This is a genomic window from Bacillus cereus group sp. RP37 (assembly GCF_040459695.1).
In the GTDB taxonomy this organism is placed as follows: Bacteria; Bacillota; Bacilli; order Bacillales; family Bacillaceae_G; genus Bacillus_A.
The window spans coordinates 919,767-944,260 of sequence record NZ_JARVHP010000001.1 but is presented as its reverse complement, the minus strand read 5'-3'; the positions used below and the strand labels follow the sequence as shown (position 1 = coordinate 944,260).

Sequence of the window (24,494 nt, the reverse complement as noted above, 5' to 3'; positions counted from 1 at the left end):
AAAGAGCCTCCCCTTTTGTCCATACAAAATAGTATAGCAAATTCACGATTAATTATAAATGAAGTCATTATACTTAATATATCTTTTTAGTTTAAGAGGATTCTCCATTTACACTATAGAAAAAATGCCCGCTACCTGTATTAGTAGCGAGCATTTTTTCTATAATTTATTTACAGCTCTTCTTATAGCTTTCCCTATTTCCACACTAGACTGCGGATTTTGCCCTGTAATCAAACGCCCATCTACTACCACGTGTGGCGTAAAATTAGGAGCAACATAAAACAAAGCTCCTTCTTCTTTCAATTTACTTTCTAATAAAAAAGGAACTCGCTTTTCTAAATGTACAGCTTTTTCTTCAGCATTTGTATAACCTGTTATACGCTTACCCGCACTAAAAAACGATCCATCCTTATTCTTCACACCGACTAAGGAGCTTACTCCGTGACAAACAGCCGCTACAATCCGGTTATTATTGTACATATTCTCAATCAAATTTGCTACATATGGATTACCCGGAAAATCTACAATCGCCCCGTGCCCACCACCAAATAAAACCGCATCATAATCCGAAAAATGAACAATTGAAATTGACTTCGTATTTTGCAATAAAGAAGCGACACGCTTAAATTCACGAGGTATACCATTCGGAATAGACATTCTATCAATAGGTACTCTACCGCCCTTTATCGACACAATATCAACATCAAACTTAGCTTTTTCAAATAAATTATAAGGAGCTGCGAGCTCTTCAAGCCACAAACCAGTCGGGTGTCCATTCATATCATGTGCACTTGTTGAAACTAACAATACCCTTTTCAACATATCCCCTCCTTACTACCTATTTATGTATGGAGTGTTCTTATCATTCTTATAGCACATGAAACGGACAGAAAAATAGCCAACTCCTTGTATAAAATTCGGCTTTCTTCCTTATCACTTGAGCATACCAAGAAACTCAACCTACTACATACGCATGCTATAGTTCTTATCTCCAACGCCACGCAACCGTTGCTTCCTCCATATGAATAGCAGGTATATCAATCCCTAAATGCCGCCGATCACCCTCATCAAAAATAGACCAATTGTCTTCATCTAAAAATTCAGGGTCTATGCTTTCAAAATCAAATACACTATCTTCGTCTACCATTTCACGAAAATATTTTTGGAGCGGTTTACTATTCTCGTATAAACGAATTGTTCCATACATCCATGGCATATCTCCAAAAACATCTTTAATTTCACCTATCTCCATATCCTTAAAATACAATTTCATATTTGCACCTTCTTATTCACGAATGATAATGATATCTATCTTGAATACCTTATCACGTTATAAAATTGTTATTTTCAACGCTTTTTCAAACATTTTACCGAACTCATTATATGGTACCTGATTTTTTTCCAATTCTAAATATGTACTGCCAGATAAGTTTTCACAAAACCGCGTAATAAAGAATCCTTCTTTTATTAAACATCTCTTCTCTTCTAGAGTCTGAGATACCTTCTCCATTTCAAATGCAAACAGAAAAATAGCCGACTCCTCGTATAAAAGTCGGCTTTCTTTTTATAGTTCGAGCTCTCCCATGCGAAGAAGCTCAACAACTGCTTGTGAACGTCCTTTAACTCCTAGCTTTTGCATTGCGTTTGAGATGTGATTGCGTACTGTTTTTTCACTGATAAAAAGTTCACCTGCAATTTCCTTCGTTGTTTTATCTTGAACCAGTAATTCAAATACTTCTCTTTCTCTCTTTGTGAGTAACGGTTTAGATTGATACGCTTTTTCCTTCAACTGGTATAACCCTCCTTGCTTAAGCCAGAGCCGTGTATGTGTAAGTTGGGTGTTTATTTAGTCAAGATATTGTATGAACGAAATGTGCAGGTGGTGAATGAAAATGGGCTTTATTTCACATGTTATTTTAGACTTTTATACAGTGCAGATACTCTTTGTATCCACTCACTTTTCAATACGCCACATTTGTTCTAGTAATATGCTAACAACTGTACCTACGAACAATCCATTTCCGAATATATATTGCATAACAGAAGGCAAAGATTGGAGTGCTCCAGACGGTAGAAACATAACACCGCTTCCAAATAATACAGCAACTCCTAAAATCGTTACATTCCTTTCGCTCATTGGCACTTGTTTTATATTATGAAATCCAATTCCAATTAGCTGTACGAACGAAGCCAGTAAAACCGCAGAGGCGACCGCGGATGGTAAAGATGCTAAGTAACGAATAATACTCGGAAACAGCGACATTACGACTAGTAACATACATGCCAGTAAGAACGATCGTATATACTTTTGTTTCGTTAAACGTATAAATCCTGCCGTTGCTGGTAACGGCACGACACCTACAGTTGAAAATACAGAAGAAATGATATGCGAAACCCCACCAACCCAGGTACCATTCTTCAACTGCTTCTGTTCAATAGTCCCTTTTTGAATGGTAGCTTGATTAATCGCTATAATAGCTGCCACTGTATTTGAAACTAAAATACATACCATAACGAAACTTGATACAGCCATACCTGTATTCCATTTTGGAAGTCCCCAAGCAAATATATGCGGAAGTTGCACAAAATGAGTTACTTGAGATGGAATCGTCACTTTTCCTGCAATGAGAAAAAGAATCCACCCGCTAATTAATCCTATTAAAACTGCGTAACTTTTGACAAAACCTTTTCCAAAATTAGATAGTATAATAACGAACAAAAATATACTAAACGCAATTAATGCTGTAAATCCATCAATTTGAGAAACAGTAGCAGTAATTCCTAGCATCCCTTTTAAAAATACACCGCTTAATTGTAAACATAATAAAAGTAAAAACGTCCCTGTCACAAGAGGCGTAAATAAAAATAAAATACGTCCGATAAAACCAGTGACTCCTAATCCTACTAAAACAACACCGGAAATTATCATGCCTAATTCTAAAATTTGCAACGTACTATGTAATTGATCTTGCCCGACAGTTGCATAAGCAAGCACGGTAAATACTCCAACCCAAGATCCAGCTGGTCCATCCGCAATTGGTAGTCTATGTCCAAGCCACCCTTGTAAAAAAGAAGATATACCAACTACAAAAAATGTGCGCTGCATTAAATAAAATATTTCTTCCGTCGTAAGATGAAATAATCCGCCAACGACAATTGGTAGTGCGATTGAATTCGCTAATAAAAATATAAACCATTGCAAAGTTCCCATAATATGATTTTGGTTATGTTGATTGTCCAAATTCTTCATCCCTTCTAACTTCCTTATAAGAAATATATTGTAAGCATAAAAAAGAAGAGTTCTACACTCACAATTAGAACCCTCCTCAAAACATTCAAACGATTCTTTTACACAAGATTATTTAATTCCACCTCATTTAAACTTCCAACAACAATATTTCCTTTATGCACGACTAAACGCTTCTCTGTTTGACGCGCTACCGCTTCAGCAGTACATGTTGCATTCGTCAAAACAAAACTCGCTTCATCTCCTACATTCGGCCATGCTCGCTTCCCTTCATTGTTTAACGTTTCTTTTCCACCCGTAATAAAGCGAAGGGCTTTTCCTAAAGACCTTTCGTCACTCCATCCGAAACGCTCTGCTAATCGATTTGCCTTTTGCAGCATATCACCTGTCCCAAACGGTGACCAATGATCTGTAATACTATCATTTCCTAATGAAACTTTCACACCTTTTTTATCTAATAACGGAATCGGGATTACTTGTTTCCCAATTGGCACCGTTGAAGTAATATCAATGTTTAAAGCAGCTAGTCTTTCTGCCACTTCTTCAGCTTCTTTATCCGCAACACCACCAAGTCCAAGCGCATGACTAATTGTGACGCGACCTTGCCACCCCGCTTCTTCTGTTAGACTAGCCAATCTCTTCATTGTAAACGTTCCAAGATTATTTGCATCGTGCAGATGAATATCAACATCCGCATTAAATTCTACTGCAATATCCATAATTGTATGTAATGATTTTTCAATATCATTATCCACTGTAGCTGGATCCACTCCGCCGACTAGATGCGCCCCCATACGCATCGCATCTTTCACAAGTTGTACAGAATTACTGCGCAATAATCCATGTTGCGGAAAAGCAACGATTCTACCAGAAACCTGATTTTTATATGTTTCCAACGCGGCTAACGTCGCCTCCAAATTACCAAGTCCAATAATCGGATCAACATTACAATGCGTTCTAATATTCGTTGCACCATTTCGAAGCAATAACGCTAGCATATTTTCCGCTCTATCTTGAGCAGTTGCTAATTGCTTTGGCAGAATTTTTTCTTCTTCATGAAAACGTGTAAAAATATTCTCTGCTGGCATACAAGCTTTCCAAGGGCCACTATAATACGTCTTATCAATATGAATATGCATCTCTTCGAAAGCGGGCAAAATCAATAAATGATTGGCATCAAGAATGAGTACCCCTTCCTCTTGAACAGCCCCTGCTATTATTCTTTTAATTCGTCCATCTTCAATGAGTAAACTACATAACTCTGTTTCTGTTTGGGAAATTCTCCCCTCTTCATATGTATATCCCGATTCAAGCATTACATTAGTTAACCAATATACTGTCATCTCTCTATTCCCCCACCCTTTATTAGAAATCACCTCATCACTATAAGTTTAATATCCACTGAAAGTTAAGACAATTATTACGACTATTCCCTAAAAAAAATGTAATACAACCATATAGTCTTCTCATAAATTTCCATATAGAATAGAAGTATATAGTTTGCTATAAAGTGAAACTTTGATCAGCGGGGGGTGTTCCTCCCCCCCACTGATCATTAGTTAAACCAATCGGGCTTTAACGGGCAGTTAATCCCCACCTAACTTCTTTGCTTTCGCTGAATTTTTAGGTGGAGGTCTTACTGCCCGTTAAAGCGAGATAAAAAGGAGTGGATTAGAAGATGTCAAAAAGATTGTGTAAATCCGAAACTGATAAAATGCTATTCGGTATATGTGGTGGTTTAGGAGAATATTTTGATATTAGCTCTACACTCATTCGCATACTTTGGGTCATTGCTGTTTTATGTTTTGGGACGGGTTTTTTAGTTTATTTTATTTGTTTATTACTCATGCCACGCTCTTACTAATAACATTCTTTCATATATTTAAGCACAGCGTATAAAAAAATCCCCTATAGATTTTTCTATAGGGGATTTTTTCATGAAGAATATTTCATCGTTAAATGTAATACTGCTACTTCATCTTCTTCATTTCTATAACTATGTTTCTTGTTCGCTTCAAATTGAATAGAGTCAAACTCATTTAATTCGTATACATCATTCTCAACTTGAATAGATACTTTCCCTTTCATTACCGTTACAAGCTCAATAGCACCTTCATGATGAGCTTCTGGTTCATATATACTATTCGATCTTAAACAAGCACGGTGCATTTCCATCCCCGTTTCTTTCGTATAACGGAACATCGTTTCTAAATGCCATGTTTGTCCTACATCTACTGCAAATCCTTCTCCGCAGCGCGCAACAGCTACAGGTTCTCCAACAACCATCAATCTCGATAAAGGAATCGATAACCCTTTCGTTATTTTCCAAATGACAGCTAACGTTGGGTTCGTTTCGCCTCTTTCAATCTTTCCTAATGTTAATTTACTAACTCCTGTTTTTTGGGCTAATTCTTCTAAACTTAATTTTTGTTCATTTCGAATTTGTCTTAATAGCTGACCTACTTGCTGAATGACTTCTTTCGTTTGCATATCTTCATGTTCTTTCATCTATAAAACCACCTTAAAGTATAAAATAGTTTACTTTTATCATTTTTAAGTATATTATACTATACATAATCATCAAATTCCGAAAGGAGTGCTATACTTCATGCGCGCAATTTTATTAGGCCTTTTATCATCAGCCTTTTTTTCCGCAACCTTTATTATTAATCGAGCGATGAATGTATCTGGAACGAGCTGGGCTTGGACAGCTTCCTTCCGTTTTTTATTTGCTCTCCCTATTTTATTCCTTATCGTTTTATTTCGCAAAAACTTAAGGGGGTTATGGGAAGAATTAAAGAAACATCCATTGGCGTGGATCGGATGGGGTTCCGTTGCAGGTATTGGTTTCTATTCCTTATTAAGTTTTGCAGCTGTCTTTTCTCCAGCGTGGCTCGTTGCTGGAACTTGGCAAGTTACGATCTTAGCAGGTCTACTACTATCACCATTATTTTTCGTTAAAATAGAAACAAAATCAGGTACAAAACTTGTACGCGGGAAAATTCCACTTCGTAGTTTATATGTTGCATTATTTATTTTACTTGGTGTAATTTGTATGCAAGCGACTGCAGCAGGTCATATTACAATGACTCAGTTTATTTCAGGCTTTTTACCTGTCGTGTTAGCTGCTTTCTTATATCCATTCGGTAACCGAAAAATGATGGAACTTGTTGGCGGGCGTCTTGATACGTTCCAACGTGTATTAGGAATGGCAATCGGAAGTCTCCCTATTACTATTTTACTTGGCATATATGGATTTTCTACTACTGGAATTCCAACATCAAACCAAATGCTGCAAGGGTTTTTGTTAGCATTATGTTCCGGCGTGATTGCAACGATGACATTTTTCTTTGCTACTGACCTAGCAAAAGATAACCTCGCTCTACTTGGAGCTGTTGAAGCAACGCAAGCTGGAACGATGGTCTTTACCGTGCTTGGCGAAATTGTTTTCTTGAATGGTTCATTTCCTGGTGGGATTTCCCTACTTGGAATGATTATTATTATTTTGGGAATGGTTGCAAATAGCATTTTAAATCGATCTGTTCCAATCGTTAAACAGAAAAAAACAGCATAAAAAAAGAGTATGGTTCTTTGTTATAGAACTATACTCTTTTTTTATTGTCCCCCTATTTCGCCTTATCAGAATAGTATTTCATTGGCTGATTATACTAAAACCTATGTTATAATACGTTTCATGCGCAATAATAGGAGGTAAATTATGTTAAAAAAAGCAATCGCTGAGTTTATTGGTACATTTGTACTTGTATTATTCGGAACTGGAGTAGCTGTCATTGGCGGCGGAATTGAAGGAATTGGAACATTAGGAATCGCTATGGCTTTCGGTCTATCTATTGTGGCTATGGCATATAGCATCGGAACAATTTCTGGATGTCACATTAACCCAGCAGTATCAATAGCTATGTTCATCAACAAAAGAATGAACGCTATGGAACTTTGTTATTATGTATTAGCTCAAGTTTTAGGTGGTTTATTAGGAACTGCAACATTGGTGACAATTTTACAATCTGCTAAAACACCTTTAGATAATTTAGGACAAAATGGCTTTGGAACTCTTGGTTTATCTGGAGCATTTCTAGTTGAATTTATTTTAACTTTCGTATTCGTATTAGTTATCGTTGCTGTAACAGGTAAAAAAGGAAGCTCTTCTCTAGCAGGATTAGTAATTGGTTTCACATTAGTTTTAGTTCACTTATTAGGTATTCCGTTAACAGGAACTTCTGTTAACCCTGCTCGTAGTATCGCACCAGCTTTATTTGCTGGCGGAGAAGCACTTTCTCAACTATGGGTATTCATCGTTGCACCAATTCTTGGTGGTATCGTAGCAGCTATCGTAGGTAAATTTATTTTAAATACTGAAAAATAGAATTTTCAATATTTCTGAATGAAAAAAGGCGAGCCCTCATTATGAGGATGCTCGCTTTTTACTCTTTCATTTTAGACTTTAAGTTTGTAACTAATTGATCTACCGTTACATTTGCAAGTACGTTTTCCATCGCTTCTTGCGCTTGCATTAAAATAATTTCTAATACCGATTGAATATTAGCTCCTACTGGACATTCAATGTTGGGATTTTCATGGAAGGAAAATAGCTGTCCTTCTTCTACAACTTCCACTGCTTTATATACATCAAGTAATGTAATTTCTTCTAAATCACGAGCAAGTGTCGTACCACCTTTACCAGCTTGTACATCAACAAGTCCTGCTCTCTTCAACATTCCTGTAATGCGACGAATCACAACCGGATTTGTATTCACACTACCAGCAATCCATTCAGAGGTACAGCGAGAGTTTCGATCTATCGCAAGTAACGTTAACATATGCACACCTACTGTAAAACGACTACTAATTCCCATCTGCACACCCTCCTTTGCATTCATTCTATTAAAAGACGACTCTTATTATTATATACTATTTTTAATTTATACATAAAGAAAAAGCATGATTTCAATAGGAAATCATGCTTTTCTCTCATTATTGACGCTTTATGAATTTCGCTAAATCTTTAAATTTCACTTTGTCTGAGTAATTCATTACGCCGTTTACGTAAATACGGCTTGTAATCATATTAACAATAACGATAGTCACCAATAAAATTAATAACGTTACACATACCTCTACAACTCCCGCCTCACCAGCTACAAGTCTTGAAAAGGTAACCATAGGTGTAAAGAATGGAATATATGAACTAACTACAGCTAATGTACTATTTGGATCAAATAATGATTTAAGACTAATAAAAAATGCTGCCATACCTAGCATTGTAATTGGGAACGAAAGAGATTGCACATCCTCAATTTTTGATACAACAGCCCCAACCGCTGCATATAGCATCGCATATAGTAAGTAGCCCGTGACAAAATATACAAAGAACATACTAATCACTACAGCATCCAATTTAGAAAAGTCTAGTGTGAGCCCTATTAAAGATGCGTTATCTAAATCTACCCACCCTAATAAATACGGTACAATAAAACCGAAGGAAGCAGTAATAAGTAATAGTAAAGCACTAGAAACAATTGCTAAAATTTTAGCATGTAGCATTGTTAATGGTTTTACTTTCGGAAGCATTAACTCCATAACGCGAGATGATTTTTCAGATGCTACCGTAGTTCCAATTGCACCACCAAAGATAATAATAAACATATATAAAGCAAACGAGAAAACATAACCAATTCCAAAGGAAGAAGCATGATCTTTTACTGCCTCTTGCTTTAACGGGATTTCCATCTGTAACTGTTTTGCTACTTCGGCAGATACATTATTTTTTTCAATCATTACCGCTGTATACTGTTCTTTTAAATAACTTGCCATAAGTGTAGCCGTTGATTGGCTCGGAAAACCACTATACATATACGTCACTTCTGGAATACCATTCTTTTCTGTAATACGGAATAGACCGTCTAAATCCCCATCTTCCACTTGCTTACGTAACGCCTTAAATTTATCCTTATTTTCTACAGTTACTTTAGCAGACGGAAGTAACTTTGTTACATCACTTTCTTGCACTTTATAAGTATCACTTTCAGTTACTACAGCAATTTTATCTTTTCCTTTATCGTTATCAGCAGTGAAATGATTAAATGCAAAAAGCCCAAACACAACTAGAAATAAAATCGCACTCGTAATTAATGATTTTTTAGATAAAAACGCTTCCCTGAAATAAAATGAAAATACATGAGAAAATTTACGCATCTTTATTTCGCCCTCTCTACAAAGATTTCATTTAACGTCGGCTCTAACATTTTAAATTGTCGTAAGGTAACACCTTGTTCTTGCAATTGTTGTAAAATCTTTAGAGCTTCTGCATCATCTTGTACTTGCATATAAAGAAGGCCTTGTTGTTTTTCATACGATACATGTATAGCTTCTAATCCCCTCACATTCTCTTCTGTATCTTCAATCGTTAAATTACGGAAACCGTATTCTTTTTTAATATCACTTAACTGGCCTTTTACGACTGCTTCGCCTTTTTTCAAAATACATACATGTTGGCAAAAAGCCTCTACTTGTTCCATACGATGACTAGATAAAATAATTGTCTTTCCGCTCTGTACTTGTTCTTCAATAATGCTAGCTAACATCCCAGCATTAACTGGATCCAATCCACTGAATGGTTCATCTAAAATGAGAAGTTCAGGATTATGAAGAAGAGCAGCAATTAATTGAATTTTTTGCTGGTTCCCTTTCGAAAGCTCTCCTGCCGTTTTAAATTTATATTCCGGTATTGCTAATCGATCTAACCAGTGATCAATAGCAAGATCTACTTCTTTCTTCGTCATGCCTTCTAATCTACCAAAATATCGCAACTGGTCTATTACTCTACTTTTTGTATATAAACCTCTTTCTTCTGGTAAATATCCAATCGTTACCCCACTAGTCCCAAATGTTTTTCCATCCCATGTAATAGAGCCTTCATTAGGCGTTAATAATCCGAGAAGCATTTTGATTGTCGTTGTTTTCCCTGCACCATTTCGTCCAAGTAATCCTAGCACTTCACCTTTTGGTAACGAAATTTGCAAACCATTAACTGCCTTTGATTCCCCAAATAGTTTCGTTAAGTTTTGAATTTGTAAACTCAAAGTATAAAGCCTCCCCTTTAGTATCATTCATACTCTCTTTCAAAGACTATGTTTATTCAGGATAAAATATAGCACTACACTTCATCCTCTTATATGTAACACCACTCTCAATCCATCATTTGTTCTATTTAGTTAAAATTGTAAATAATAAAGTGCTTTTTGTCAATTATAATTGTCATTACGACAATAAAACTTGTCAAAATAACTGTTATTATTTTTCTCATCTTTCTAATATAGGACATACTACTATATATACAAAAGACAATATGCAAATGTTCATAAAAAAAATTTATATTTTAATATATAATATAAGATGATTTTCTAACATCAAGGAGGATACATATGAAGATGAAGAGGGGTATCACCACTTTATTATCTGTAGCGGTTCTATCTACATCACTTGTAGCATGTTCAGGAACACCAGAGAAAACAGTGGCAAAAGAAGAAAAAGTAAAATTAACAGAACAACAATTAATGGCTGATTTATGGTATCAAACAGCTGGTGAAACGAAAGCACTTTACTACCAAGGATACAACATTGGTCAATTGAAGCTTGATGCAGCTCTTACAAAAGGGACAGAGAAAAAGCCTGCTATCGTACTTGATTTAGACGAAACTGTTTTAGACAACAGCCCTCATCAAGCAATGAGCGTAAAAACAGGAAAAGGCTATCCTTACAAATGGGATGATTGGATTAATAAGGCTGAAGCTGAAGCCCTTCCAGGCGCAATTGATTTCTTAAAATATACGGAGTCTAAAGGTGTAGATATTTATTACATCTCAAATCGCAAAACGAACCAACTAGATGCAACAATTAAAAATCTTGAGCGTGTAGGTGCTCCTCAAGCAACGAAAGAACATATATTACTACAAGATCCGAAAGAAAAGGGAAAAGAAAAACGCCGTGAACTCGTTTCTCAAACCCATGATATCGTCTTATTCTTCGGTGATAACTTATCTGATTTCACAGGTTTTGATGGGAAATCTGTAAAAGATCGCAATCAAGCAGTAGCAGATTCAAAAGCACAATTTGGTGAGAAATTTATTATTTTCCCTAATCCAATGTATGGCGATTGGGAAGGCGCGTTATATGATTATGATTTCAAAAAATCAGATGCAGAAAAAGATAAAATCCGTCGTGACAACTTAAAATCATTCGATGCAAAATAAAGAGGATGGCATTCGCCATCCTCTTTATTTTACTTTCTCTGTTAAAGGCAAGATAAACACTTCCACACGTCTATTCTTTGCCTTTCCTTCTTGTGTATCGTTTGGAGCAATCGAACGGTATTCTCCGTAACCAATCGCACTAAATTTTTCTGGTTGTAATTCTTTATTTTGCAGTAATACTTGCATAAAATTAACTGCCCGCTGCGTACTTAATTCCCAATTCGACGCAAACTGCGCATTGGCAATAGGGACATTATCTGTATGACCGGATACTGTAATTTCACGAGGTGACGCTGAAACAAGTAAGCTAGACATCTCTTTTGCAATCCCTAAAGATTCTAATTTCACATCTGCTTTCCCCGAATCAAACAGTATATTTTCTAATATTGTCACCATTAATCCCTTTTCAGTTAATTTAGTTTGAAAAGAAGAGGATAATTGTTTTTCATTAATATATTGATCAATCTTTTTTTGTAATGCTTTCAATTCATCCATCTCTTTTTTTTCTTTGGCTCTAGCTTCTTCTTGTTTTTTTGCTTGTTCTGCCTCAAGGCTACTTGCTGATAATTCTTTTTCATCATTTGGCTTTTGATCACTTAAAAATTCTTTGTTACCTGTTCCCCCAGCTAATTCACTTCGAAAAGCAACTGCCATCTGTTTAAACTTCGCAGCATCTATACTACTCATTGCGAATAAAACGATAAACAATGCAAATAACAACGTTAACATATCAGAATATGGAATTAACCACGTTTCATCGATATGCTCATCATGTTTTTTCTTTTTGCCTCTTCTATTTTTCTTACTCCGCATTTTTTTCTGCTCCTTTTTCTAGCTTTTTACGCTCAGTTGCAGAAAGTGCACCTAAAATACGGTTTTTCATAATAAACGGATATGTACCTTCTTGTAACATTAATAAACAATCAATAATTAAACGTTTTTTCTCGATTTCAGCTGCAGATTTTTGTTTTAACTTATTTGCAAATGGATGCCATAATACATAACCTGAAAAAATACCAAAAATCGTTGCAATAAATGCACCTGAAATAGCATGTCCTAACTTTTCAATATCTGTTAAATTACCAAGTGCAGCTACAAGACCGATAACAGCACCTAAAACCCCTAATGTCGGTGCATACGTACCAGCTTGAGAAAAAATTGCTGCTCCTTTTGCATGCCTTTCTTCAATTGCTTCTAATTCAGCTTCTAAAATCTGTTCTAAATCTTCTGCAGATACGCCATCAATCACAAATTTCATACCACGCAAAAGAAATTCATCTTGAATTTTGTCTAATTGTTGCTCTAAAGACAAAATACCGTATTTTCTACTTTCAGATGTCCAATGAACAAACAATTCTAGCAACTGTTCATAACTCAAATCCTTTTTATTTGAACCAAAAAGAACTTTAAATAATTTTGGAACTCTTTTTAGTTGATTCATCGGAAATGCGATACATACTGCAGCAAATGTACCGATAAAAATAATTAATGCTGCGGCAGGATTCAATAAGGCTGTTACGTCAGCGCCCTTGACGACCATCCCTACTACCACTGCTACAAATCCTAAAATAAGTCCAATAATTGTTGCAAAATCCATTCCCATTCACTCCTAGTCTATACAAGAAGTTCTTTATTCTCGATAATCGCTACATCTTCTTATGTATATATATTACATAAAAAATTCATTTCATGAAAGATAAGAAATGAATTAAATGAAAAAATACTACAATTTCACACATTTTCTGACATTTTCTTTGCATTTCTATTACGTTACGACTCTTATATTTCTTTTTCAACAAACTAGACTTATAATAAAAGCAATACATATTTTATTAAGAAAGGACTGTGATTACAAGGCATCATGAAAAAAATAATAATTATTTCTGCCACTACTATTGTAATCGGTATCGCTTCTTTCGCATACTTTGGTTCTAAATCACCACTACAAAATGAGGCGAAAGCTGTCGAAAGTCAACAGCATAGTAATCACCAAAAAGAAGAGATCCCTGCTTTTCCAAAAGCTGATCATAATGCAAAAAAACTAGACAACGACTTTTCTGTTGTAACAAATCCCGAATCTAATCTTGTCTTAGTTAATAAACACCGAAAACTACCAGATGGATACACACCTGAAGACTTAACAAGACCAAACGTACCATTTACTAGTCCAAAAGATAAAGAAAAAACGTTACTGCGCAAAGATGCTGCAAATGCGCTTGAGGATATGTTTGTAGCGGCAAAGAAAGAAGGACTTGAACTTACAGCTGTATCTGGTTATCGTTCATACAAACGCCAAAAATCATTACATGATACATACGTTAGACGTCAAGGAAAAGCTGAAGCTGATTCAGTAAGTGCCATTCCTGGTACAAGTGAGCATCAAACTGGTTTAGCAATGGATATTAGTTCAAAATCTGCTAAATTCCAATTAGAGCCTATTTTTGGAGAGACAGCCGAAGGGAAATGGGTTGCAGAACATGCTCATGAATTCGGCTTTGTCATTCGTTACTTAGAAGATAAAACAGAAACAACAGAATATGCATATGAACCGTGGCATTTGCGCTACGTGGGAAATCCATACGCTACATACATATATAAACATCATTTAACATTAGAAGAAGCAATGGAAGACAAAAAATAAGAGAGCAAATTGCTCTCTTATTTTTCTTTCACTCTATTATTGTAGTAATTTTTTCTTCCACTCTTCAGGCCAAGGTTCGCCTCTTCCCGTTTTTTTCGATGCTTGAACCATCATTCCACGACCAACTAAACAAACTTCTCCTTTTGCATTTTTCACCATATAATGCAAATCTAAAGAAGAATTCCCAACCGATCCCGCTTTTACATACACCTTCAACTGTTCATCAAAATATATTTGCTTCATAAAATTACATTGTAAATCTGCAACAACGATCATCGTTTCTGAAGATTCATGCGTCCACTCTTGCATAAACCCAAGTTCTTTAAACAACGCAATACGCGCTTCTTCAAAATAAGTAAAGGCAACGACATTATTTACATGCCCAAACATATCTACTTCACCAAAACGAACTTTTACAGGGTTGTAAAATGAAAAACCACTTTCCCATTGTTCAAAGTCTTCAATATAAGAAATCCTCTTCATGGTTCCCTCTCCTTTTCGTCCTTAAAATAAACAGAATAAACAGAAAAATAAAGTTATAAATATTGCCTCTTCAACATGAAGAGGCATATTTATTAATAGTTATTGTCGCTACCAAAGAAATCTTTGAACGATTGAATTGTTGTATCACGGTTTAATGCCGCAATTGAAGTTGTTAATGGAATACCCTTTGGACATGATTGCACACAGTTTTGAGAGTTACCACAGTTTGCAAGTCCTCCATCTCCCATAATTGCACGTAAGCGATCTGCTTTATGCATTTCACCCGTTGGATGTGAGTTGAATAAACGAGCTTGTGATAACGGTGCTGGTCCAATAAAGTCAGATTTACTATTTACGTTTGGACATGATTCTAAGCATACGCCACATGTCATACATTTTGAAAGCTCATACGCCCATTGACGTTTCTTCTCAGGCATTCTTGGTCCTGGTCCTAAGTCATACGTGCCATCAATTGGAATCCAAGCTTTAACGCGTTTTAACGCATTAAACATACGGCTACGGTCAACTTGTAAGTCACGTACAACCGGGAATGTCTTCATCGGCTTTAAGCGAATTGGTTGTTCTAACTGGTCAATAAGAGCTGTACATGATTGACGTGGCTTTCCGTTAATCACCATCGAACAAGCACCACATACTTCTTCTAAACAGTTCATATCCCATGCAATCGGAGTCGTCTGGTTTCCTTTTGCATCAACAGGATTACGACGAATTTCCATCAGTGCCGAAATAATGTTCATATTTGGACGATATGGAATTTCAAACTCTTGGTCAAACTCTTGTGCATCTGGTCCATCTTGTCTCGTAATGATGAGGCGGATTGTTTTCTCAGACATGTTGCTTATCCCCCTTCTCTTCACCCTTAGCAGCTACATCATGTTTTGAAGAATAATCACGTTTACGTGGTTTAATTAATGAAACGTCAACGTCTTCGTAATGGAATGCTGGTGCATTTCCTTCTCCTTCAAATTTTGCCATCGTAGTTTTTAAGAAGTTTGCATCATCACGATTTGGGAATTCAGGTTTGTAATGCGCCCCGCGGCTCTCATTACGGTTATATGCGCCAATTGTAATAACACGTGCTAACTCAAACATATTTGCAAGTTGACGTGTAAATGAAGCACCTTGGTTACTCCATCTTGCTGTATCGTTAATGTTAATGCGTTTGTAACGTGCCATTAACTCTTCGATTTTCGCATCAGTTTCTAGTAACTTTTTATTTTCACGAACTACTGTAACGTTATCTGTCATCCATTCTCCAAGCTCTTTATGAAGAACATACGCATTTTCGTTACCATCCATCGTTAAAATATTGTTAAATTTCTCTGTTTCGATTAATTCATTTTGCTCATATACAGTAGATGAAACAGCATCTGATGATTTAGAAAGACCTTTCATATATTCAATTGCATTTGGTCCTGCTACCATACCACCGTAAATTGCTGATAATAGTGAGTTTGCACCAAGGCGGTTACCACCGTGCATAGAATAATCACACTCACCTGCTGCAAATAAACCTGGAATACTCGTCATTTGCTTATAGTCAACCCATAGTCCGCCCATTGAATAGTGAACAGCTGGGAAGATTTTCATTGGTAGTTTACGAGGATCGTCACCTGTAAATTTCTCATAGATTTCAATGATTCCACCAAGTTTAATATCTAGTTCTTTCGGATCTTTATGAGAAAGATCTAAGTACACCATGTTTTCACCGTTAATACCTAGTTTTTGCTCTACGCAAACATCAAAGATTTCACGCGTTGCGATATCACGAGGTACAAGGTTTCCGTAAGCTGGATATTTTTCTTCTAAGAAGTACCATGGTTTACCATCTTTATATGTCCAAACACGTCCACCTTCACCACGTGCAGATTCACTCATAAGACGTAATTTATCGTCTCCTGGAATTGCCGTTGGGTGAATTTGAATGAACTCACCATTTGCATAATAAGCGCCTTGTTGATATACAGCCGACGCTGCTGTACCTGTATTAATAATGGAGTTTGTTGATTTTCCGAAGATGATACCAGGGCCCCCTGTTGCCATAATCACGGCATCAGCTTGGAAACTTTTAATCTCCATAGTTTGTAAGTCTTGTGCAACGATTCCTCGGCACACACCTTCATCATCAACAACAGCTCGTAAGAAATCCCAACCTTCATATTTCGTTACAAGTCCTGCTACTTCGTGACGACGTACTTGCTCATCTAATGCGTAAAGTAATTGCTGTCCAGTTGTTGCACCAGCAAATGCTGTACGGTGATGTTGCGTTCCACCAAATCGACGGAAATCAAGAAGTCCTTCTTCCGTACGGTTGAACATAACACCCATACGGTCCATTAAATGAATGATACCAGGTGCTGCTTCACACATTGCTTTAACTGGTGGTTGGTTCGCTAAGAAGTCCCCACCATAAATTGTATCGTCAAAGTGGATCCATGGAGAATCCCCTTCACCTTTCGTATTTACGGCACCGTTAATTCCGCCCTGAGCACATACAGAATGTGAACGTTTTACTGGTACTAAAGAAAACAGTTCAACATTTACTCCTGCTTCTGCCGCTTTAATCGTTGCCATTAAGCCAGCCAAGCCACCGCCGACTACTATAAGTTTCCCTTTCATGCTCTCCCACTCCTTACTGATTTGCTAGCTGTGGATCGATGAACGCTAATAATGCACTCACACCTACATAAGATAGACCTAAGAAAATAGCTAATGTTACATAAGTAGAGATTCTTTGTGAACGTGGAGATACTGTAATTCCCCAGCTGATGCAGAATGTCCATAGTCCATTTGCAAAGTGGAAAATTGTTGAAACAACACCAACTAAGTAGAATGCAAACATAGCTGGATTGTTTAAAATATCTGCCATCATATCATAGTTTACCTCTTTACCTAACATTGCTTGAATACGAGTTTCCCAGACGTGCCAAGAAATGAAAATCAGCGTAACGATACCTGAAATTCTTTGGAAGACGAACATCCAGTTACGGAAATAACCGTAAGAAACCGCATTGTTCTTAGCTGTAAATGCAATATATAAGCCATATATAGCATGGTACAGTATCGGTAAAAAGATGATGAAAATTTCTAGCGCATACCGGAATGGAAGGAGCTCCATAAAGCCTGCAGCTTTGTTAAAAGCCTCTGCTCCTCTTGTTGCAAAGTTGTTTACAATTAGATGTTGCGTCAAAAAGACACCAACCGGGATGACCCCCATTAATGAGTGCCACTTACGAAACGTATACTCGCGGCCTTTCATGTCCCCATTACCCCCTTGAATGTTTGACTGCTGTTTTCAGATTAATTTATAACAATAATGTTTTTTCACTATTGGCATAAGAAAAACTGAAAAAATTATTCGAAATATTTCAGCATAATTTGATAACAAGTTCATTTTACCCCTATTTTTGTCGAAGCGTCAAGAAAACGTATACATAATTTGCATATAATTTGCCAATTCTTTTTTTCTTCTTAGATATTCAGATTTACCTAAAGAAAAATCTGTTTTTATAAATGAAAAATGTTATATAATAATCCCTATAGAAAGAGGGGAATATTGTGAGTAAAAATACAATCGATATAACATCTTTAGAAGATGTTTCATTGAACGCCTTCGCTTATGAATTGCTACGTGAAGAATTACTACCTGATTTAATCGGCAACGATTTAGATGGTATTTTATACTGGTCTGGTAGAAACCTTGCAAGAAAATATCCACTAGAAACAATTGAAGAAGTCATTCAGTTCTTTGAAAAAGCTGGCTGGGGCACTTTAAGCATTATTGAACATAAGCGTCGTGAAATGCAGTTCCAACTTAAAGGCACACTCATTGCAGAACGTCAAAAACAAAAAAGGCATTCTTCTTATCAACTAGAAGCTGGATTCATCGCTGAACAAATTCAAAAGCAACGGAACGTCGTTGCAGAGTCATACGAAGAAAAGAAAAAACGTTCTGACTCTATTACATTTCTTGTGAAATGGGATATAAAAGATCTCATTGAAGTGTAAGGCATTACCTGCAGTCAACTAGACATATCAGTTTAGTTGACTTTTTTGTATTTTCATTCACATCAATTTATTTTAAATCTTCAGAAATTATAACAAAAAATAGAAGACATTGTAAACTACAACGTCTTCTTATCTGTTAAATACGTATAAATTGTTTCCGCGACATTTTTCGGCATACCCGCTTCGACAAATTCTGCTACCGAAGCTTCTTTCATCTTCTTTAATGAACCAAAATGTTTTAACAATACCTTTTTCCGTTTATCACCGATTCCTGGAATATCATCCAGTGCTGATTGAATAACAGATTTCCCGTGTAATTGACGATGGAATGTAATCGCAAATCGATGCACTTCATCTTGAATGCGCTGCAATAAATAAAATTCTTGGCTATTCCTCTCAAGCATCACAGGTTCAGGTGGATCCCCAATAATTAAATGGGAAGTTTTATGTTTGTCATCTTTTACAAGACCTGCCATCGGAATATATAACCCAAGCTCATTTTCTAGAACATCACTTACAGCTGCCAGATGGCCTTTTCCGCCATCAATAATGATTAAATCTGGTAATGGTAAACTCTCTTTAAGGGCCCTTGTATAACGGCGTCTCACAACTTCTCTCATAGACTCATAATCATCCGGTCCTTGAACCGTTTTAATTTTATATTTCCTGTACTCTTTCTTTGCTGGTTTCCCATCGATAAAAACAATCATTGCGGAAACTGGATTTGTTCCTTGAATATTTGAGTTATCAAATGCTTCAATACGATACGGTGTTTCAATTCCGAGCTGCTTTCCTAAATGATCTACCGCCTTAATCGTTCGCTCTTCATCACGTTCAATTAAATAGAATTTCTCTTCAAGAGCAATCTTCGCATTTTTATTTGCCAATTCTACAAGATCTTTTTTCTTACCACGTTTCGGCTGTGTCGCTTCAACTTCTAAAAAGCGCTCTACTAATTCTGAGTCTATACTTCCTGGAACGACAATTTCCTTCGGCTTAAAATGACTGCTGTTTTCATAAAATTGACCGATAAACGTTAAAAATCCTTCTTCTGGTTCATCGTAAATTGGAAACATAGAAACATCACGCTCAATTAGCTTTCCTTTTCGAACGAAGAAAACTTGAACACACATCCATCCTTTATCAACTGCATATCCAAACACATCACGATCTACTAAGTCACTCATAATCATCTTTTGTTTTTCCATAATTGCATCAATATGAGCAATTTGATCACGTAACTCTTTTGCACGTTCAAATTCTAGTTTCTCTGAAGCTTCATACATCTTTGTTTCTAATTCTGAGCGAACTTCTTTATGTCCACCATTTAAAAACTTAATAATTTCATCTACAATTTCTTTGTTTTGTTCTTCCGTCACTTCTTTCACACAAGGTGCTAAACATTGACCCATATGATAATATAAACAAACTTTATCGGGCATATTTGAGCACTTACGAAGCGGGTACATACGATCTAGCAGTTTTTTCGTTTCGTGAGCTGATTGTGCATTCGGATAAGGTCCAAAATACTTTCCTTTATCCTTTTTTACGTTTCGCGTAATGAGTAATCGCGGCTGTTTTTCAGCTGTAATTTTAATAAAAGGATATGTTTTATCATCTTTTAATTGAATATTATATTTTGGATCATGTTTTTTTATTAAATTTAACTCTAAAATGAGAGCCTCTAGATTTGAGGAAGTTACAATATATTCAAAATCTACAATTTCTCCGACAAGCCGCAGTGTTTTCCCATCATGCGAACCAGTAAAGTACGAGCGCACACGATTTTTAAGCACTTTTGCCTTTCCGACATATATAACCGTTCCTTGCTTATCTTTCATTAAATAACAACCAGGTTGATCTGGTAAAATAGCCAGCTTCTCTTTTAAATGTTCGTGCACTCGTCACCCTCCATTTCTACATGCTTAGCATTTTTATTTTCACATGAAAACATACTATGCCAAAACACCCAACATACGTTCTTTTATTGTAACGGAAAGGTGTAAAAAAGGAAAATAAAAAAAGCTACCAAATGGCAGCCCCTTTATTTTAGAAGTGTTTAGAAACTAATTCTACTAACGCTTCTTTCGGTTTGTAACCTAACGCTTGATCAACTACTTTACCGTCTTTTAATACGAAAAGAGCTGGAATGCTCATTACTTCGAATTGACGAGCAGTTTCTTGATTTTCATCAACGTCTACTTTTACTACTTTTACTTTTTCGCCTAGTTCTGCATCGATTTCCTCTAATACAGGAGCGATCATTTTACAAGGTCCACACCAAGGTGCCCAGAAATCTAATAATACAACACCTTCGCTAGTTTCAGCTGCGAAGCTTTGGTCATTTGCATTTACAATTGCCATTTTATTTCCTCCTTCAAGTATATTCTACCAAGAGTATATCATTAACTTATATACGTGGCGAATAATATGTATCGTTATGTATTGTAACAAAAAAATGCCCCTTTATACTATATAAAAATACGGATGAAATACTAAAAAGATGAGAGACAGGGGATCTCTCACCTTTTTCTATATATAGGGGTACTTCACTTGGAACTCAAGGGTACTTAAATCATGAATGTACTTTTAACTTTTTAAACTCTTCTGTTAAAAGAGGTAAGACTTCGAATAAATCACCGACAATACCGTAGTCAGCTACTTTGAAGATACTTGCTTCTGGATCTTTATTAATCGCAACGATTATTTTTGAGTTAGACATACCAGCTAAATGCTGAATCGCACCAGAAATACCACATGCAATGTATAAGTCTGGCGTAACAACTTTACCAGTTTGACCAATTTGTAATGAGTAATCGCAATACTCAGCGTCACAAGCACCACGAGATGCCCCAACAGCACCGCCTAGTACGTCAGCTAACTCTTTTAATGGTTTAAAGCCTTCTTCACTCTTCACACCGCGTCCGCCAGCGATAATAACTTTCGCTTCAGAAAGATCAACACCTTCTGCTGTTTTACGGACAACATCTTGAATGATTGTACGTAAATCTTTCACATCAACTGTAATAGAAGATACGTCACCACTGCGAGACTCATCTTTTTCAAGCGTTGCAATGTTATTTGGACGTACTGTCGCAAATAAGATACCGTCTGTTACAATCTTCTTCTCGAATGCTTTACCAGAGTAAATTGGACGAGTGAAGATAACATTTCCACCTTCAACCTCTAAAGCAGTTACGTCAGAAACTAAACCAGCTTCAAGCTTCGCTGCTAATTTTGGTGATAAATCTTTACCAAGTGCTGTATGTCCAAAGACAATACCTTCTGGATTTTCTTCCGCATATACAGCTAAAAACGCTTGTGCATAACCATCAGATGTATATGATTTTAATTTATCATTTTCAACTGTCACAACGCGATCTGCACCGTAATGAATCAATTCATTTGCAAAAGAGGCAACGCTATCTCCAACTAGAAGACCTACTACTTCACCGCCTTCTGCAATTGTTTTTGCTGCTGCTACCGCTTCAAACGAAACGTTACGTAGCGATCCATCACGAACTTCACCCATTACTAATACTTTACGAGCCATAGATTTTCCCTCCTGCATATATAATTTCGTATTTTATTAGATTACTTTCGCTTCTGTATGGAGCAACGATACAAGTTCTTTTACTTGATCTTGCAGCTCGCCTTGTAACACTTTTCCTGCATCTTTCTTAGGAGGCAAATAGATTTCAATTGTTTTTGTCTTTGCTTCCACATCATCTTCTTCTAAATCTAAATCATCTAATTCTACTTCTTCTAGTGGCTTTTTCTTCGCTTTCATAATACCTGGAAGCGATGGATAACGCGGTTCATTTAAACCTTGTTGTGCCGTTACTAAAACTGGTAATGAAGTTTCAATCACTTCAGTATCACCTTCAACATCACGCTCAATCTTCACGTTTGTACCGTCAATTTCAAGTTTTGTAATTGTCGTTACGTACGGAATATTTAACGCTTCAGCTACGCGTGGACCGACTTGTCCAGATGCACCATCAATTGCAACGTTTCCGCCTAAAATTAAATCTGCATCTTTATCTTTTAAATATTCAGCAAGCACTTTTGCTGTCGTGAACTGGTCACCATTTTCCACATCATCTTCAATATTAATTAATACCGCTTTATCACAGCCCATCGCTAATGCAGTACGAAGTTCTTTCTCACTATCTTCGCCACCGACTGTTACAACTGTAACTTCTCCGCCTTGTGCGTCTCTTACTTGAATTGCTTCTTCAATTGCATATTCATCGTAAGGGTTGATGATGAATTCCGCTTCGCCATCGTAAATTGCACCGTTTTTAATTACGATTTTTTCTTCTGTATCAAATGTTCGTTTCATGAGTACGTAGATGTTCATTCCATTTACCCCCTTGTTTTTCAGAAAGATTCTATCAATTTTAATTTTCTGTTAATTTATATTAAAAAAATAATTGAACTACCTGCCACTAAATGAAGGTTTACGCTTTTCTAAAAATGCAGCTACACCTTCTCTTCCATCTTCACTCGTAAATACTTCACCAAAAATCTGTGATTCACGTTGTACACCTTCATAGTAATGAGACGATTTTGTCGTTTGCAATAACTCTAGTACAGCACGAGTTGTTGCTGGACTTTTTCCAGCAATTTGTTTTGCGACTTTAAGCGTATCATCTAAAAATGATTCTTCAGAGAACAATCCGTTAACAAGTCCCCATTTCAATGCTTCTGCACCAGTAATCGGTGTACTTGTTAACATCATTTCACAAGCTTTTGCTTTCCCAACATAACGTGGTAAGCGCTGTGTACCTGCAAAACCAGGAATTAATCCAAGTGTTAATTCAGGTAAACCAAGTTTTGCACTTTCAGTTGCAAAGCGCATGTGGCAAGACATAGCAAACTCAAGGCCGCCGCCCAGTGCCGCTCCATGAATTGCCGCAATAACTGGTTTTGAACATTTTTCAACACGCTCAAACGTAACTTGTCCAAGCTGTGCTAATTCTGTTGCTTGCTTCGCTTCAGTAACAGATGTAAATTCTTTAATATCTGCTCCTGCTGAGAAGAAACGTCCTTCACCGTGAATAACAACAACACGAATGTTATCATCCTTTTCCACTTGATCAATTAATTCAGTAACGTCATGCATAACTTGTGAAGACATCGCATTCGCTGGTGCGTGATTTAACGTCGCCACCGCGATATGATCTTCAACTCTTACAGATAGGAATTTCAACATGATCCCTCCCATTATTGACGATAACCACAAGCTGCAATAAGTAGCCCATGTACCGTTTTTGAAAGTGCGACCAGATCATACTTATGATCGCTCATTACCCAATTGGTCACAACTTCATCTACTGTTCCAAAGATCATTTGTCTTGCCACGCGAACATTTAAATCCGCTTGAAACTCACCTTGTTTTATACCAGTCTCTAAAATCTCATCCATAACTTGTAAGTAGCCTTTTAATACTTCATTTATTTTAAGGCGCAAGTCTTGATTAGACTGTCTTAGCTCTAATTGCGTAACGATAGCAAGAGGATCATTTTGCGACAACAGCACGAAGTGCGTTTCTACCAACATGAATAACTTCGATACAGCGCTTTCAATTCCTGCTGTTTTTTGACGAATTGTTTCGACAAATTCTCCCATCTTCTCTTGGAATAAGGATATTAATATATCTTCTTTATTTTTAAAATATAAATAAATCGTGCCATCAGCTACCCCAGCTTGCTTTGCGATTTTAGAAACTTGCGCTTGGTGGTACCCATTCTCCGCAATCACAATGACTGCCGCATCAATAATTTGATTGTATTTCGGTCTATTTTTCTTCACTTTACTG

27 protein-coding genes are annotated in these 24,494 nt (G+C 36.5%); 6 read left to right on the top strand and 21 right to left on the bottom strand.

Annotated elements, in window-relative coordinates; genetic code table 11:
• Positions 1–159: 159 nt before the first annotated feature.
• The 5 genes from QCI44_RS05015 to QCI44_RS04995 all read right to left on the bottom strand — a co-directional run bounded on the left by QCI44_RS05015 (position 160) and on the right by QCI44_RS04995 (position 4,590).
• Complete coding sequence (locus tag QCI44_RS05015) at positions 160–822, bottom strand: type 1 glutamine amidotransferase domain-containing protein (protein ID WP_098486267.1); 663 nt, start codon at positions 820–822, stop codon at positions 160–162.
• A 163-nt stretch (positions 823–985) separates the two neighbouring features.
• Complete coding sequence (locus tag QCI44_RS05010) at positions 986–1,273, bottom strand: hypothetical protein (protein ID WP_016086076.1); 288 nt, start codon at positions 1,271–1,273, stop codon at positions 986–988.
• A gap of 291 nt (positions 1,274–1,564) precedes the next feature.
• Positions 1,565–1,789 (bottom strand): spore germination transcription factor GerE, encoded by a 225-nt coding sequence (gene gerE, locus QCI44_RS05005; RefSeq protein ID WP_000659484.1) that lies wholly within the window; start codon positions 1,787–1,789, stop codon positions 1,565–1,567.
• 165 nt (positions 1,790–1,954) lie between these two features.
• Positions 1,955–3,250, bottom strand: a complete 1,296-nt coding sequence (locus QCI44_RS05000) for a purine/pyrimidine permease (protein WP_098985952.1) — start codon at positions 3,248–3,250, stop codon at positions 1,955–1,957.
• 98 nt (positions 3,251–3,348) lie between these two features.
• A complete protein-coding gene (locus QCI44_RS04995) occupies positions 3,349–4,590 on the bottom strand; it encodes an amidohydrolase family protein (RefSeq protein ID WP_116363342.1) in 1,242 nt (413 codons plus the stop codon).
• 335 nt (positions 4,591–4,925) lie between these two features.
• Between QCI44_RS04995 and QCI44_RS04990 the strand changes: the two genes are divergently transcribed.
• Positions 4,926–5,111, top strand: a complete 186-nt coding sequence (locus tag QCI44_RS04990) for a PspC domain-containing protein (RefSeq protein ID WP_000044337.1) — start codon at positions 4,926–4,928, stop codon at positions 5,109–5,111.
• A 71-nt stretch (positions 5,112–5,182) separates the two neighbouring features.
• Here the strand turns inward: QCI44_RS04990 and QCI44_RS04985 are convergent, their stop codons facing one another.
• Positions 5,183–5,755, bottom strand: coding sequence for a helix-turn-helix domain-containing protein (locus tag QCI44_RS04985; RefSeq protein WP_016086073.1), 573 nt, complete (start codon positions 5,753–5,755; stop codon positions 5,183–5,185).
• Positions 5,756–5,855: 100 nt separating this feature from the next.
• On the opposite strand from QCI44_RS04985, the gene QCI44_RS04980 reads away from it, so the two are divergent.
• Entirely contained in the window at positions 5,856–6,821 is a 966-nt protein-coding gene (locus QCI44_RS04980) for a DMT family transporter (protein ID WP_353811022.1), read from the top strand.
• A 144-nt stretch (positions 6,822–6,965) separates the two neighbouring features.
• Positions 6,966–7,631: an MIP/aquaporin family protein gene (locus tag QCI44_RS04975; RefSeq protein WP_088084390.1), complete on the top strand. Its 666-nt coding sequence runs from the start codon at positions 6,966–6,968 to the stop codon at positions 7,629–7,631.
• A 58-nt stretch (positions 7,632–7,689) separates the two neighbouring features.
• Here QCI44_RS04975 and QCI44_RS04970 read toward each other — a convergent pair whose 3' ends face one another.
• The 3 genes from QCI44_RS04970 to QCI44_RS04960 all read right to left on the bottom strand — a co-directional run bounded on the left by QCI44_RS04970 (position 7,690) and on the right by QCI44_RS04960 (position 10,347).
• On the bottom strand, positions 7,690–8,121 hold the full coding sequence (locus tag QCI44_RS04970) for an Rrf2 family transcriptional regulator (protein ID WP_000512998.1): 432 nt from the start codon (positions 8,119–8,121) through the stop codon (positions 7,690–7,692).
• Positions 8,122–8,239: 118 nt separating this feature from the next.
• Entirely contained in the window at positions 8,240–9,460 is a 1,221-nt protein-coding gene (locus QCI44_RS04965; RefSeq protein ID WP_016086071.1) for an ABC transporter permease, read from the bottom strand.
• 2 nt (positions 9,461–9,462) lie between these two features.
• Positions 9,463–10,347, bottom strand: coding sequence for an ABC transporter ATP-binding protein (locus QCI44_RS04960; protein WP_116349182.1), 885 nt, complete (start codon positions 10,345–10,347; stop codon positions 9,463–9,465).
• Positions 10,348–10,689: 342 nt separating this feature from the next.
• Between QCI44_RS04960 and QCI44_RS04955 the strand changes: the two genes are divergently transcribed.
• The gene (locus QCI44_RS04955; protein WP_098486263.1) at positions 10,690–11,517 is read left to right on the top strand and encodes a 5'-nucleotidase, lipoprotein e(P4) family; all 828 of its coding nucleotides are present in this window, start codon (positions 10,690–10,692) and stop codon (positions 11,515–11,517) included.
• 24 nt (positions 11,518–11,541) lie between these two features.
• Here the strand turns inward: QCI44_RS04955 and motB are convergent, their stop codons facing one another.
• Together motB and motA are read right to left on the bottom strand one after the other, a co-directional pair.
• On the bottom strand, positions 11,542–12,330 hold the full coding sequence (motB, locus tag QCI44_RS04950) for a flagellar motor protein MotB (RefSeq protein ID WP_001256734.1): 789 nt from the start codon (positions 12,328–12,330) through the stop codon (positions 11,542–11,544).
• Positions 12,320–13,114 carry a flagellar motor stator protein MotA gene (motA, locus tag QCI44_RS04945; RefSeq protein ID WP_000344857.1) on the bottom strand — a complete coding sequence of 265 codons (795 nt, stop codon included), beginning with the start codon at positions 13,112–13,114 and terminating at the stop codon, positions 12,320–12,322. Before motA ends, motB begins: the two co-directional genes overlap by 11 nt.
• 264 nt (positions 13,115–13,378) lie before the next feature.
• Here motA and QCI44_RS04940 point away from each other — a divergent pair, with 264 nt between their 5' ends.
• The gene (locus QCI44_RS04940) at positions 13,379–14,158 is read left to right on the top strand and encodes a M15 family metallopeptidase (RefSeq protein WP_016135408.1); all 780 of its coding nucleotides are present in this window, start codon (positions 13,379–13,381) and stop codon (positions 14,156–14,158) included.
• Between the two features lie 36 nt (positions 14,159–14,194).
• Here the strand turns inward: QCI44_RS04940 and QCI44_RS04935 are convergent, their stop codons facing one another.
• The 4 genes from QCI44_RS04935 to sdhC all read right to left on the bottom strand — a co-directional run bounded on the left by QCI44_RS04935 (position 14,195) and on the right by sdhC (position 17,921).
• The gene (locus tag QCI44_RS04935; RefSeq protein WP_016086067.1) at positions 14,195–14,641 is read right to left on the bottom strand and encodes an acyl-CoA thioesterase; all 447 of its coding nucleotides are present in this window, start codon (positions 14,639–14,641) and stop codon (positions 14,195–14,197) included.
• 92 nt (positions 14,642–14,733) lie between these two features.
• Positions 14,734–15,495 carry a succinate dehydrogenase iron-sulfur subunit gene (sdhB, locus tag QCI44_RS04930; protein WP_016086066.1) on the bottom strand — a complete coding sequence of 254 codons (762 nt, stop codon included), beginning with the start codon at positions 15,493–15,495 and terminating at the stop codon, positions 14,734–14,736.
• The gene (gene sdhA, locus QCI44_RS04925; protein WP_016086065.1) at positions 15,488–17,281 is read right to left on the bottom strand and encodes a succinate dehydrogenase flavoprotein subunit; all 1,794 of its coding nucleotides are present in this window, start codon (positions 17,279–17,281) and stop codon (positions 15,488–15,490) included. The genes sdhB and sdhA overlap by 8 nt, the downstream gene beginning before the upstream one ends.
• Before the next feature lie 13 nt (positions 17,282–17,294).
• The gene (gene sdhC, locus QCI44_RS04920) at positions 17,295–17,921 is read right to left on the bottom strand and encodes a succinate dehydrogenase cytochrome B558 (RefSeq protein ID WP_000678354.1); all 627 of its coding nucleotides are present in this window, start codon (positions 17,919–17,921) and stop codon (positions 17,295–17,297) included.
• Positions 17,922–18,220: 299 nt separating this feature from the next.
• On the opposite strand from sdhC, the gene QCI44_RS04915 reads away from it, so the two are divergent.
• Positions 18,221–18,670: a YslB family protein gene (locus QCI44_RS04915; RefSeq protein ID WP_000042214.1), complete on the top strand. Its 450-nt coding sequence runs from the start codon at positions 18,221–18,223 to the stop codon at positions 18,668–18,670.
• Between the two features lie 116 nt (positions 18,671–18,786).
• Here QCI44_RS04915 and uvrC read toward each other — a convergent pair whose 3' ends face one another.
• The 6 genes from uvrC to QCI44_RS04885 form a co-directional block, all read right to left on the bottom strand.
• The gene (uvrC, locus tag QCI44_RS04910; protein ID WP_016135409.1) at positions 18,787–20,571 is read right to left on the bottom strand and encodes an excinuclease ABC subunit C; all 1,785 of its coding nucleotides are present in this window, start codon (positions 20,569–20,571) and stop codon (positions 18,787–18,789) included.
• Between the two features lie 148 nt (positions 20,572–20,719).
• Positions 20,720–21,034: a thioredoxin gene (gene trxA, locus QCI44_RS04905; protein ID WP_001018943.1), complete on the bottom strand. Its 315-nt coding sequence runs from the start codon at positions 21,032–21,034 to the stop codon at positions 20,720–20,722.
• A gap of 211 nt (positions 21,035–21,245) precedes the next feature.
• Positions 21,246–22,223, bottom strand: coding sequence for an electron transfer flavoprotein subunit alpha (gene etfA, locus QCI44_RS04900; protein WP_016086063.1), 978 nt, complete (start codon positions 22,221–22,223; stop codon positions 21,246–21,248).
• Positions 22,224–22,259: 36 nt separating this feature from the next.
• Positions 22,260–23,033 carry an electron transfer flavoprotein subunit beta gene (gene etfB, locus QCI44_RS04895; protein ID WP_001029031.1) on the bottom strand — a complete coding sequence of 258 codons (774 nt, stop codon included), beginning with the start codon at positions 23,031–23,033 and terminating at the stop codon, positions 22,260–22,262.
• Between the two features lie 78 nt (positions 23,034–23,111).
• On the bottom strand, positions 23,112–23,888 hold the full coding sequence (locus tag QCI44_RS04890) for an enoyl-CoA hydratase (RefSeq protein ID WP_000911291.1): 777 nt from the start codon (positions 23,886–23,888) through the stop codon (positions 23,112–23,114).
• 11 nt (positions 23,889–23,899) lie between these two features.
• Positions 23,900–24,487, bottom strand: a complete 588-nt coding sequence (locus QCI44_RS04885; RefSeq protein ID WP_080117847.1) for a fatty acid metabolism transcriptional regulator FadR — start codon at positions 24,485–24,487, stop codon at positions 23,900–23,902.
• Positions 24,488–24,494 lie beyond the last annotated feature (7 nt).